Here is a 12768-nt window from a genome sequence, read left to right as displayed (position 1 = left end):
CCAACGGCGGGGCTCCCGGTCCAGAGGCTGTCTTGGAGTGACAAACCTCTATACCGAGACCCCGCCGCCCTCGTCTATCGACACGCTCTTGACAGACGCCCCGTCTCCCTAACTGAGCGGCATTGGGGTTAGCGGGGCCAGCGGAGGGGGCCTGGGTGGACCGACCAGAGCAGGCGACGCCAGAGGGGGTGGGCGGCGCGCAGCGTCGCGCTGTAGGTGGTGGCGGCCTCGGCGGCGACCTCGGCCTGTTCGGCGGTAGCCGTGCCGGGCGCGAAGCCAACCTGGTTGATCAGCGTGGCGAGGTCATCGACGGCGAGCTGCGCCGCCGTCGACACCGGACGGTCCTCGTCGGCGGTGGAAGTGGCTTCGGCGGTGACGACGTCGCGACGGGTGGCCTCGGCCAGGGTTCGTCCAGCCACGGCGGCGACCTCGGTGGCGGACAGGTCCGCGGCGACCGGTTGGCCGGCCAGCCGCAACGCGTCGGTCAGTTCCCGCCAGGCACCGGCGATGCGGTGGCCGGGGTCACCCCGGTGCAGCCGGGCCCGGGTCTGTGCCCGGCGCAGCCCAGCGAGGGTGACCAGCAACGCCACCACGACGAGCAGCAGGCCACCGCCGGTGCCACCGACAAGCACCGGCGTCGGTACGCCGCCACCGTCGGCGGGTCCGCCGGGCGCGGCCTGCGCCGGTGGCGAGGCGGTCGGCTCCAGGGTGGGCTCCGGCTGCTCCGACGGTGGCGGGTCCTCCGGCTGCGGGCGGAAGTCCTCCTCCACCGGCCGGGGTTCCTCGTCCGGTCGGGGCAGCGGGTCGAACGCCACCCAGCCGAGACCGTCGAACAGCACCTCCGGCCAGGCGTACGCGTCGGCGGCCCGCACCGGACCCGACGAGGGGGCAGCGAAGCCGACCGCCACCCGGGTCGGTAGCCCGGCCAGCCGACCCAGCACCGCGAACGACGCCGCGAACTGTTCGGACGTGCCGCGCTGCCCGCCACCGTTACGCGGCCCGAACAGGAAGAACGCCAGATTCGGGTAGGCGTGGCCGCTCGGCGCGTCGGCGACCAGCCGGTAGTGCTCGGCCAGCCACTGCTCGATCGCCGCCGCCCGCGCGTACGGCGCGCCGTTCTCCTCAGCCAGCTGGGTGGCCAGCCGGCGCAGCTGCTCCGGTGCCCCGTCGGGAACGTGCAGCACCCGGGCCACCGCGTCGCCGGCCGGGGTGTTCGCGGTGGCCAGCAGGTTGCTGTCCGGGCGCTCCCGGGCCGAGGTGACCGTGTAGCGCAGGCCGGGGGTGAGACCCTCGGGGCGGATCAGCGTGCCGGTGCCCGGGTCGTAGGCGACCCGGGCACCGCTGACCTCGCGTGGGGTGGGCACCGCGGGCAGCAACCGGCCACTGAGGTCACCCATGGTGATCTCCTGCCGGACGGTCTCGACCGTGGCGTGGGGCGCCGGTTCGGTGGCGGGCAGGACCCGGCCGGCGTTGCGGTAGGTCGCACCCACCCGCCAGGTGACCCCGTCGTAGTCGCTGAGCACCGCCAGCCGGATCCGCACGCCGGCACCGGTCGACGCGGCACCCTCGGCCGGGTCCGCCGGGCCAGCGTCGCCGGGTAGGTCGGTCGCCACCTGGAACAGTTCCTGCTCCGGATTCAACGCCCAGCCGGAGATCCGGATCAGCGGGTTCTCGTCGAGCGTCTCCACCTGCGGCGGCTGCACGTAGCGCCGGGGATCCACCGGTCGGGTCTCCACCAGGGCGGCCACCGCCGGGCCGAGCAGCGCGGCAAGCGCCACCACCACCGCCGTACCGGCGGCCGAGGCCACCGCCAGCCGGGCCCGTAGCCCGGACCGGCCCGCCGGGGAAAGCCCGTCGACCGGGTCGCCGTCCGGGGGCCGGGACGACACGGCCAACCCGAGCGCCGCCGTCACCACCACCGCCACCGTCGCACCGATCGCCGGCTCCGCGTTGGGTCCGACCACGTACACCGCACCGGCGTGCAGCAGCACCGGCGGCAGGTAGCCCAGCAGCACCCGCCCGGCCCGCAGCGCCACCTCCGCGCCGGCCAGCCCGGCCAGCCAGGCGGCGACGACCGGCAGCAGGACCGTGTCCGGCGTGGCCTGCACCGGGATCATCGCGGTCAGCAGCCGGGGAATCGCGTTGCCGGCGGCGTCGCCGGCCACCTCGACGAACCCGCCCGGCAGCTGCGCGTCGGTGGCGGCCACCCGCAGGGACACCGCCGTCCACCCGAGCATGGCCAGCACCGACACCGGCGCGACCAGCCAGGACGGCAGCCGCCGGGTCACGACGCTGACCAGCACCGACCCGACCGCCGCGCCGGCCACCAGCATCGTCAGCAGCGACCCCGCGTACACCCGACCGAGCACCACCCCGGCCAGCGTGACCAGCACGACGAGCGTCGCCGGCACCGCCACCGCCCGCAGCAGCCTCACCACCGGCGTACCCCGTCCCACTCGGCGGCGAAGGCCGCCCCGTCGGCCGCGTCGACGACGACCAGCCCGGCCGCGCCCGGCGGCGTCGGCTCCGCCGCCCCGAAGATCCCGACCACCACCGACGGGTACGCGCCGCGCAGCGCCCCGACGTGTCCCAGATCGTCGCTCGCTCCCGGTCCGGTGAGGACGACAAGCGTGTCGCCGAGCCGGTCGCGGCGCAGCCGCGCCACCGCAGCCTCCAGCGTGCCCTCGCCGGTAAGCGTCACCGCCGCCAACCGGTCCAACGGTCCACTCGGACCGGTCCCCGACCCGTCGCCGCCGGCACCGCCACCCGCCGCGCTCCCGCCCCAGCCGTTTCCGCCGCCCGGGGCCGCGCCGTCCCGCCCGGTGCCGTCCGCCTCACCACCGCCCGTCGCCGTCCGGCCCGGACCGGTCCCTATCGATCCGGCGGACGTGTCCTCGGCGGCGACGAACAGCAGCACCACCGGCAGGTCCTCGCGGACCGCCGCGGTGACCACCGACGCCGCCGCCTCACAGGCCGACTCGAACGACTCCGCCACCCCGCCGACCCGATCCGGATGCGCGGACGATCGGTTGTCGAGCAGCACCACGATCCGGGGCAGGCTGGTGTCCACGTTCTCCCGCACCATCAGCTCACCCACCCGGGCGCTGGTGCGCCAGTGCACCCGACGCAACTCGTCACCGACGACGTACTCCCGCAGCGAGTCGAAGGTGATCGAACCGTGCGGCACCGCGTCGACCCGCCCGTCGAGACTGCGGCCCGCGCCGGTGGGCACCGCCCGCAGCGGATGGACACGCGGGTGCACCCACACCGGCACGACGTCACCGTAGGAACGGGCCAGCACCATCAGGCCGAGCGGGTCGCGGCGAACCACCCGCAGCGGCCCGACCGGCACCACCCCACGCCGGCTCGTCGGCACCGGGTAGCTGACCGTGGTGTCCGCGCCGGGCCGCAACCGCAGCACCGGCACCGGCACCACCCGGTCACCGCAGCGGTCGGTGGCCAGCATGCTCGCCGCCGGCACCCGCCCCGCATTCCGGACGGTCAACGTCATCGCCGCCGGCTCGCCCCGGGCCACCCGGTCCGGGTCGGCCCGTCGGGACACCAGCAGCCGGGGCCGCCGGGCCGCCGCGACCACAGCGACCACCAGTGCGGTGCCGGCCGCCGCGCCGAGCAACGTCAACTCCGGGTACCCGAACCGGAAACCCGCCCCCAGCAGCAGCACGGCCGCCACGAGCAGACCGATGCCCCGGGCGGTGATCCCCACGCCAGACCTCGCCGGTCAGGGGTGCGCCGGGGCCGGCTGGCCCGACGGCAGCGGCACCGGCACCGAGGCGACCGCCTGCCGCAGCACGTCCGCGGCGGTCACCCCGCGCACCTGGGCGTCGGGCGTGAGCAGCAGCCGGTGCGCGAAGACCGGCTCGGTGAGCGTCTTCAGGTCCTCCGGCATGATCCAGCCCCGCCCGTCGATCAACGCGTACGCGCACGCCGCCCGGGTCAACGCGATCACCCCACGTGGACTGACCCCCACCCGGACCTGCGGATGGGTGCGGGTGGCCGCCGCCAGCCGCACCGCGTACGCGTACAGCGGCTCGGCGATGTGCACCCGCCGGGCCATCCGGACCATCTCGCCGACGGTGGCGGTGTCGGTCACCGCCGCGAGCGCCTCGGGGGAGCGGACCGTCGCCCCGCGCAGCACCTCCACCTCCACCGACTCGTCCGGATACCCCACCGACAACTTCACCAGGAACCGGTCCAGCTGCGCCTCGGGCAGCCGGTACGTGCCGTCCATCTCCACCGGGTTCTGGGTGGCCACCACCAGGAACGGCTGCGGCACCGGATGCCGCACCCCGTCGACGGTCACCGTCCGCTCCTCCATCACCTCCAGCAGCGCCGACTGCGTCTTCGGCGACGCCCGGTTGATCTCGTCGGCGATGACGATGTTGGCGAAGACCGGGCCGGGGTGGAACTCGAAGCCCCGGGTGGCCTGGTTGAAGATGGTCACCCCGGACACGTCGGAGGGCAGCAGGTCCGGCGTGAACTGGATCCGCCGCCACTGTCCCTGCACCGTCGCCGCGATCGCCCGGGCCAGCGTCGTCTTGCCCACCCCGGGCACGTCCTCAAGCAGCACGTGCCCCTGGGCGAACAACGCGGTGAACGCCAGCCGCACCACCTGCGGTTTGCCGAGCACCACCGTGTTCACGTTCTCGGCCAGCCGGGCGGCCAGGGCGGCGAAGCCCTGCACCTCCTGCTGGGTGAGCGGTTCCTGGCTGTTCACGGTGGTGCTCCTCGCCTGGGGTGGATCAGCAGGTGGGCAGGACGCCGATGTCGTCCCCGCCCTCCAGGTTGAGCCAGGCCCAGGGGATGTAGTTGCGTCCGCTGTAGTCGACCTGCACCCACCAGGTGCTGCGCTTCTCGTTGTTGTAGATGTACGCGTACACCTCTTCGCCCCGCTGCTTGCAGTACGCCTTCAACCGGGTGCCGGGCTTCGCCCAGCCGACCTGGCGGTCGTTGTCCTGCCGGGTGACCGAGAAGATCTCGTTGCCGTTGCGGCCGTCACGGTCCCGGTCGCAGTAGGTGGCCTCCGCGCCCGAGTCGCCGTTGTTGCAGGTCGCGACGCCGAACAGGGCGTCGGTCTGCTGCGCTTTCGTGGCGGTGCCGCGGCCGGCGGCGTTGGTCGCCGTCACCGTGAAGGTGTAGCTGGTGCCGGGGGCCAACCCGCTCATCGTGATGCTCGAACACGGGCCAGTCTTCGCCGGCTGACCCGACCGGGACAGCGTACAACTGGCCTCACCGCCACCGGCGTCCACGGTGAACGTCACCGTCGCCGCCGTCGCGGTCGCCGACGAACCGGTCACCGTCACCCGGGGCGCGGCCACCGTACGCGCCGTCGTCGTCGCCTGCGCACCCTCGCCGGCCTCGTTGACCGCCCGGACCCGCACCGTGACGTTCTGACCGTCACCGAGCCCACCCACGGTCGCCCGGGTGTCGGTGACCTCGCTGCGCTCGCCGCCCACCTCGACCACGTAACCGGTCACCGGCCGACCGTTGGCCACCGCCGGTGACCACTGCACCGCCACCGTCCCCGGCTGGTCGGCCACCGTGCCCGCCCGCAACTCCAGCGGCTCCCCGGGAACCGTGAACGGCACCACCGTGTTGCTCACCGGCGACGCCTGCGACGCGGCCCCCTTGTCGTTGACCGAGACGACCGTGAACGCGTACTGCGTGCCGTACTCCAGCTCACCGGCCTTCACCACCAGCTCCGTGCCGGTCGCCTCACCCACCGGTGCGTTCGCGCCCGCCGAGGTCGCCGACACCGCGTACCGGGCGATCGTGTTGCCCTGCCCGTTCGCCTCCGGCCAGCTCACCACCACCGTGCCGTCCGCCCGCGCCTCGGCGGTCACCTCGGTCGGCGCGTCCGGCACCTCCGCGGTCGGCGTCACCGGGTTGCTGGTCCGGGTCGGACCCGCGCCCTTCGCGTTCACCGCGTGCACCGAGAACCGGTACGTCTCACCGTTGGTCAGCTCGGTGACCTCCACCGACCGCTGGTTCGCGCCGACCTCCAGCCGCTGCCCGGCACCCTCCACCACGTACCGGATGATCTCGGCACCGTTGCTCGCCGCCGGCCGCCAACTCACCCTGGCCCGCGCGTCACCGGCCGCCGCGCTCACGTTGCGCGGCGCACCCGGCTTGCTCACCTGCGGCTTCTTCGGCGGCGGAGGCGGCGGCGGAGGCTCCGGCGGCGGATCACCACCGAGCACGTCGTTGGCGTACTTGTCGACCTCCCGTACCTGGTGCGAATCGTTCACCACCCGCGCGGTAGCCGCGTCCGGCGCGTTGATGAACAGGTAGTTCTCCCGGACCTCCAACTCCAGCGGGCCACCCCAGCGGCCCCGGATCGTGTCGGTGAGCTGGCCCGTCGCGTCGAACGCGTACACCGTGCCCGCCGCCTCGTCCGCGCAGTAGAACCGCCCGGCCCAGGCCACCGCCGGACCGAGCCGGTCACCATCGCCCGGCACCGTGAACGACCGCACCTCGCCACCGTCGCCGATCGCGTGCACCTGCCGCTGCCCCGGCACCGTCACCGGCACCACCGGCCCGCTGGTCCGCACCGGCAGGATGCCGGGACCGGTCAACGTCGACGCCAACGCCGTGCGTCGGGTCGTACCGGCCACGACCGTCACCAACGCCCCGGCCGTGCGGTCCAGCACCGCCACTCCGTCATCCAACGTGGAGACCACCAGTTCGTGGCTCGCCTCCGCCACGTCGTACGTCTGCACCCGCGGCGAACCCACCGGCGAGTCCGCCGCCTCCGACGGCAGGATCACCGGGGTGATCGCCGAGACCGTGCCCTCGGCCGGCACCGCCACCCACAGGCGACCCTCGCCGTCGAACGCGCCACCGGTGATCCCCGGTGGATAGCGGACCGGCTCGCCCACCGGGGCCAGCGAACGCGGATCCAACTGCCGCACCACACCCTGGACCGCGTCCACCACGAACGCCGCGTCCTCGTGCAACGCCACACTGACCCCGAGCCCGGGAGTGGTCGGCGTGGTCGCGGTGATCTGCAACGTCGCCAGGTCCAGCGCGCTGATCTGACCGGTGTTCAGATCCCGCAGCACCAGCAGCCGGTCCGTCTGCGTCACCTGCATCGGATGCCGCCGCGCCGCCGGCACCTCCATCCGGGTGTCCACCCGCGCGGTGACCCCGTTGACCCGCGCCAACTCGCTGCGCGCGGCGCTCCACAACCACGAACTCGCGTCGTAGTTGGCCACCGCGTTGTCCGCCGAACCCAGACCGAGCACGGTCAGCCCCATCGCCGCCAGCAACGCCAGCACCGTACCCACGGTGACCAGACCACCGCGTACCCGGGACCGGGATCGTGGGGTCCCGGTCGCAACGGCCTCGTCGATGCTCGCCACAGCCGGCAGCCTCCCGTGTCGTCTCGGCAGGTGGCGCCCCCGTCCGGCGACCCCTCCCCTGAGCCGGGAGCCATCATATGGTCACGCTACGGACGCCGGGAACCCGCACCGTCCGCCTGTGGACACCCAGCGTGGCGTGTCGTCGGCGTGTCCCGCCAGGATCGTCCGATCGGGACCGGTCGTCCGCCGGTCAGCCGGTCGGCGCGGTCTACCGTGACGTGCACACCTGGTCGGAGGTGGCGAACTGGTCGGTGTCGTAGACGGCGAGCACCGCGAAACAGTAGTTCACCAGGGTGCTCAACCCGTTGACCGTGTAGCTGGTCCGGCCCGGGTCCACCGTGGCCATCATGCCCAGCGACTGCCCGGTCCGCCCGCCGGCCACCATGAACGGCACCAGCCCGTCCGACGGATCCGTCCAGGTCAACGTGATCGTCGTGGTGTCGTCGCGCATCGTCAGGTTTCCCGGCGGCGGGCCCACCGCACCGAGCGACGGCGTCGTCGGTTCCGTCGGCGGTGCGGCCCGCCGGTCCAGGACCAGCAGACCCACCCCGATCACGGCGGCCAGGGCCACCAGGACCGCCACCACCGCCACCACGATCGCCACCCGGTTGCGGCCCGCCGTCGGCTCCCCGCCCGGCATCGCCAACGGTCCCTGGTACGGCGCGGCGACCCCCGGAAGCTGCGAACCGGACCGACTCCAGGCCGGCGACGCGGCCGGCCCCGGATAGGGCGGCGGCGCACCGTGACCGCCGGGCTGCGGATAGGCCGCTGGGCCGTGCGGCTGGGCACCCGTCCCGTACGGGCCGGGTCCGCCAACCTGGCCGTACGACGCACCGCTGACCGGCTGGTACGGCACGGGTGCGGGGTGGGGAACTCCGCTTGTCGGCGGGTGGCCGACCGGCCCGCTGACGGGTGCTCCGCTGGTCGGTGGGTGGTCAGCCGGTCCGTCGGTGGCTGCTCCGCTGGTCGGCGGTGCATGGCCGGATGGTCCGCTGGTAGACGACATGTAGCCGGCCGCTCCGCTGGTCGCCGCGTGACGCGGCGGTCCGCTGGTCGGGCCGGGCTGCGGCAGTGGTGCGGTCATCTCGTGCGGGCCGGCCGTCGGGCTGACCAGTGCGGCGCCGTGCGCGGGCACGGACGGACCCGGCGGTGTGCTCACCGGTGGCGCCCAGCCGGGTGGTCCGCTGACGGGTGGTCCGCTCGTCGGTGGTCCGCTGACGGGTGGCGCCCAGCCGGGTGGTCCGCTGACGGGTGGTCCGCTCGTCGGTGGTCCGCTGACGGGCGGTGCCCAGCTCGGTGGTGCGCTGACGGGTGGTGTGCTGACGGGCGGTGCAGTGAGCGGTTGGGCCTGGCTCCGAGGTGCCTCGGCGGGCTGCCCAGGCGCCGGTGGCGCGCTGACCGACCAGGCCGAGGCGGGAGGAGCACTGACCGGCTGCTCCTCGGCCGACGGTCCGGTCACCGCCGATGACCAGGCCGGGGCCGCGCTCACCGGTGAGGGCACACCAACTGCCGGTTCCGGCGGTACGGGCGGACCACCGGCCCGCGCCGTTTCCTCGTCCAACAGCGGCCCGATCTGCTGGACGCGGATCGTGGGCCGGGCCCACTCGGGATGCCCGGTCGAGGCGGCCCCGCTCCGCGCCGACGTCGACCCGTCGGCGGCTGGATAGGGACGCGGTACGCCCGTCTGTTCCTCGTCCTCGACCCGCTGACGAGCCGCGCCGCTCGACGGTGTGACCGGCGTCGTGAGCGACGCCGCGGGCGACGACGGAGCCGGCACCGTGCCGACGGGCTCGGCCACGGCGGCAGGCGAGACCGGCGGCACCATCGGCGCGGGTGGCACCGCAGCCGATCGGGCCTGGTCGGCCGGGCGGACTGACTGATCTTGAGAGGCGGTCCGCGACCGCGGCACCACTGGTGGCGGAGGCACCGCGGGTGGAGGCGGAACCTGCGGTCCGGCGGACGGCGGCGGTATCCGAGGGGCAGGCGACGCGGCGGATGCGGGAATCTGACGTGGGATCTGCGGCACCGCTGCCGGTGGTACGGCGGCTGGTGGCGGTATCTGCGGCGCCGCTGCCGGTGGCACGGTGGGCGGTGGCGGGATCTGTGGCGGGTTCGGCTCGGCAGACGTCCGTGGTGCCGCCGGAATGACCGGCGGCGGTACGCCGGGACCCTGGGGTGAGCCGGGTGGGTGAAAGACGCCCGCCGTTCCCGGGCCGCCGGAAACAGGATGATCGATGGCCGGCGTGGATCCCGACGCTGAGGGCGGCGCCGCAGTCGAGGCGTCGTGCGGCTTCCACAGCGTGGAGAGCGCGGCCAGGGACACCGTAGGTTCATCCAGAGCCCCCCGAGCCGACCGGCCAGCCGGGCCAGGATCGGAGGCAGGAAGGACCACGGGCTGCGGGGCGGGAGCGGCGTCGCCGAGGTACTCCCGTGACATGCGTACTGCAGGATGGTCGGCACCGAGCACGGCGGGGCCGGCGGCGGCCACCCGGGTGTAGTTCCGGCGCGCCTCGTGGCGGTTGCCCAACTCGTCCGCGACGGACCCCAGCTCGAAGGCCAACGCCAGCATCAGGGGATCGGCATGCGGCCAGCGACGCTCCCCGGCGGCGAACGCCTCCTCCAGCACCCGCCGGGCCGCGCTCGGGTCGTCCGCCTCCCGATGCAGCCTGGCCAGCAGGTGAGCGGTGCTGAGCATGTCCGGATGATCCTTGCTGAACGGCGGCCGAGTCGACTCGACCGCCTCGATCAGCAGGTCACGGGCGGCGGCGAGATTACCCGCAGCACGCAGCGCGAGGGCCCGTTGCTGAGCGACGGCCAGGGGAGAAGCATGGGGCACGGGGCCCATGCTGCCGGGTACGGGCACCTCGACGCTACCCGGCGAGGGCCTGCCGCGAACCCCGTGCCGCGACGGCCAGACGCACCCGATGCCGATGTGCATGATCCATCTGGGGCGTGTACAGTAACTCCCCGTGCAGCCCACCGGGCGGCCTTCGGGTGATGGGATCACCGGGGCCGACACGGTAGGCTGGACAGGTAGGTCCGGGTGGCGGAATGGCAGACGCGCTAGCTTGAGGTGCTAGTGCCCGTATAGGGCGTGGGGGTTCAAGTCCCCCCTCGGACACGATCCAAATCCCAACGGTGTTCGCCGAGATCAATCTCGGTGTGCACCGTTTGTGTTTCTGCGGAGTATGTCAGCCTCAGCCGTAGGCTTCGGTACAGGTCGAGCTTGTCTTCGGGGTCTGCCTCCTTCAGCGTCGCAGCGATGTTGCCCAGGTTGGCGATCAGCGAGGCGATGTCCTCGGCGGTCATCGAGTCGATGGCGTCGGACTCGCGTGCAGCGGGGCGGCTTGCCAGCGCCTTGTCGCGCTGCTGTTCAGCTTCGGCGATCCAGCCCGCCACGACCGCCGGGCTGGCTCCCTCGTCGAGAGCCTGTCTGTAGCGGGCGATCTTCTTGTCGAACTCCGCGGTGATGTCGCCAGCGGCCGGTTGCCGTGGAATCGCCGGCCGGACCTCTGCGCCGAGTTGGCGAGCCAGCAGCTCGATCGTCTGATCGCGTTGTGAGGGGTCGAAAGCGGAGGCGATCCAGTGGTCGATCGGGCCGATTACCCGGTCTTCGCGCATGATCACGTTCTTGGGGTGATCGACACGGTTGGCCAGGGCGTAGTCGGAGGGGTAGCGGCACCGGTAGTAGGCGACGCCGTGGGAGTGCTGGCCCTGCATGCGGCGCTGGCACACCGAGCAGTAGATGAGGCTCTTCAAGACATACGGATGCCGTGTGCGGTGTGGCTTGTGGGTGGCGGGCTTGTGCGCTCGCGACCCGAGTAGTTCGCGAGCGGCGTTGAAAACCTCGTCACTGACGAGAGGTTCGTGGACGACCTCCTGTGAGGTGATCCACTTGTCTCGCGGGTTCCAACGCATGACCGGCATGTGCCCCAGTGCCACATCATCGACGTCTACGAGCACCTCGTCGGTGCGCTGCTTGTTCCAGACCTGCCTGCCGGTGTAGCGGGGGTTCGTGAGGATCACGCGGACGGCGCTCTTCGCCCAGGCACGACCGTCACGGTGAGGATTGCGCTCCTGGTCGTAGGCCGAGGGAGAGAGGATTCCCTCGCTGGTCAGGGCCTCTGCGATGGCGAAGATCCCGTTACCGTTGAGGAAGTCGCGGAAGATGCGTTGCACGACGGGGGCGGTCTGTAGGTCTGGCGTAAGGCCGTGCAGACGTTTGCCATCGGCCGCCTTCTGCGGATTCGGATGCGGACCAAGATCCTTGAGCGTGTAGCCGTACGGTGGTCGTCCGCCGAGGTAGCGGCCCTGCATGAGTGCCTGGGTGGCCATGGCGCTGCGGACCCGCACCTTCACGCGGGTCCGCTCGCCCTTACTCATGCCGCCGAAGACCGACATCACCAGGTCATGGGCCTCGTTGTCCGGATCGATAGGTCCGCCGACCTCTGGCACCCACAGCCTGACGCCGAAGTGGGCGAAGACCGGAACAGTCAGGCTGTACTGGTTGCCGTAGAAGGCGCGATGGGGTTCCCCAATCACCACGTTGTCGAAGCCTCGGTTCGGGTCTCTGAGAGCAGCCAGGAGCCGACTCGCTTCCGGACGACGAGGCCAGGGAATCGAGCGGCTGTCGCCAACATCGAAGAAGCTGGTGACTACCTCTCCGCCGACGGGCTTGACGAGATTCTCGGCGAGCAGGAACTGCCAGTTGTAGGAAGACTCTGGGTCCTGATTGTCTTCCGTGGAGACTCGCCCGTAGAATGCGAAGCAATGCGAGTAGCGTGAGCGTCCGATGAGTTGATGCGCGTTCACAAAGGCTCCATCGTGTTAGGCGTCTTTAGCTCGCTGCGTCGGTCGCGGACCTTCAGTAGTAGCCGAAGCAGCGCCTTAGTGGCGGGTGCGTCGAATGTGGGTGGCGCATTGGGCAGCATTACCAACGGGTCGGACGAATGGTGTTGTGGCCCGCCTACATTGTAGTTGTCGTTGGCTGATCCATGTCGTTCTGATTCGCTATTCAGGATGTTCCCCAAATGGAACCGGCGGCGCTCTCGCACCGGATGAATTGGTTATGGCGACCTCCATTCGCTTTCGAAGCGGGTACAAAAGAGTCCATCGAGCATTGCTCGATGGGCGAGTCACTGCGGGCCGTGGTGGGATGCGGTGCGGAGGATGCGGGGCCGCCCCTTCGACCTCAAGGGCGCTTCGCGTCGCTACGTGATCGCCCTGGGGCCGCCCTTGACCCCGGAGCATCTGCGCCCCCTCGGGCCGGCATTGCGGGCAGGCGGGGCCTGCCCGGAGCGCATGCGCCGCATCGCCACTACGGCCTCGTCCCGTTACGTAGGCCCTCGTGCCAGGTTTGCACCACGATGGTCGTTGGTGCGATATTTGC

The 12768-nt window shown here is 72.2% G+C and carries 8 protein-coding genes, 1 tRNA gene and 1 pseudogene; 3 read left to right on the top strand and 7 right to left on the bottom strand.

Annotation, left to right across the window (positions count from 1 at the left end):
• Positions 1-128: 128 nt before the first annotated feature.
• From O7605_RS30260 to O7605_RS30240, 5 genes are all read right to left on the bottom strand, one after another.
• On the bottom strand, positions 129-2438 hold the full coding sequence (locus O7605_RS30260; protein ID WP_269742378.1) for a transglutaminase domain-containing protein: 2310 nt from the start codon (positions 2436-2438) through the stop codon (positions 129-131).
• Positions 2432-3724, bottom strand: a complete 1293-nt coding sequence (locus tag O7605_RS30255; RefSeq protein WP_269742377.1) for a DUF58 domain-containing protein — start codon at positions 3722-3724, stop codon at positions 2432-2434. Before O7605_RS30255 ends, O7605_RS30260 begins: the two co-directional genes overlap by 7 nt.
• Before the next feature lie 15 nt (positions 3725-3739).
• Complete coding sequence (locus O7605_RS30250; RefSeq protein WP_269742376.1) at positions 3740-4735, bottom strand: AAA family ATPase; 996 nt, start codon at positions 4733-4735, stop codon at positions 3740-3742.
• Positions 4736-4760: 25 nt separating this feature from the next.
• On the bottom strand, positions 4761-7379 hold the full coding sequence (locus O7605_RS30245; RefSeq protein WP_269742375.1) for a fibronectin type III domain-containing protein: 2619 nt from the start codon (positions 7377-7379) through the stop codon (positions 4761-4763).
• A 208-nt stretch (positions 7380-7587) separates the two neighbouring features.
• On the bottom strand, positions 7588-8538 hold the full coding sequence (locus tag O7605_RS30240) for a fibronectin type III domain-containing protein (protein ID WP_269742781.1): 951 nt from the start codon (positions 8536-8538) through the stop codon (positions 7588-7590).
• On the opposite strand from O7605_RS30240, the gene O7605_RS30235 reads away from it, so the two are divergent.
• Both O7605_RS30235 and O7605_RS30230 read left to right on the top strand, forming a co-directional pair.
• Positions 8531-9046 carry a hypothetical protein gene (locus tag O7605_RS30235; protein WP_269742800.1) on the top strand — a complete coding sequence of 172 codons (516 nt, stop codon included), beginning with the start codon at positions 8531-8533 and terminating at the stop codon, positions 9044-9046. The genes O7605_RS30240 and O7605_RS30235 overlap by 8 nt on opposite strands.
• 75 nt (positions 9047-9121) lie before the next feature.
• Positions 9122-9259 (top strand): hypothetical protein, encoded by a 138-nt coding sequence (locus O7605_RS30230; protein WP_269742799.1) that lies wholly within the window; start codon positions 9122-9124, stop codon positions 9257-9259.
• 782 nt (positions 9260-10041) lie between these two features.
• Here the strand turns inward: O7605_RS30230 and O7605_RS32235 are convergent.
• Positions 10042-10224, bottom strand: a pseudogene (locus tag O7605_RS32235) (hypothetical protein); the annotation flags it as partial.
• A gap of 192 nt (positions 10225-10416) precedes the next feature.
• Here O7605_RS32235 and O7605_RS30220 point away from each other — a divergent pair.
• Positions 10417-10500 (top strand) — tRNA-Leu (locus O7605_RS30220).
• Here the strand turns inward: O7605_RS30220 and O7605_RS30215 are convergent.
• The gene (locus tag O7605_RS30215; RefSeq protein ID WP_269742374.1) at positions 10482-12191 is read right to left on the bottom strand and encodes a recombinase family protein; all 1710 of its coding nucleotides are present in this window, start codon (positions 12189-12191) and stop codon (positions 10482-10484) included. The two genes, O7605_RS30220 and O7605_RS30215, sit on opposite strands and share 19 nt — an antisense overlap.
• Positions 12192-12768 lie beyond the last annotated feature (577 nt).

It is taken from the genome of Verrucosispora sp. WMMA2121, assembly GCF_027460185.1.
Taxonomy (GTDB): Bacteria; Actinomycetota; Actinomycetes; order Mycobacteriales; family Micromonosporaceae; genus Micromonospora; species Micromonospora palythoicola.
This window is presented reverse-complemented; position numbering and strand designations above follow the sequence as displayed.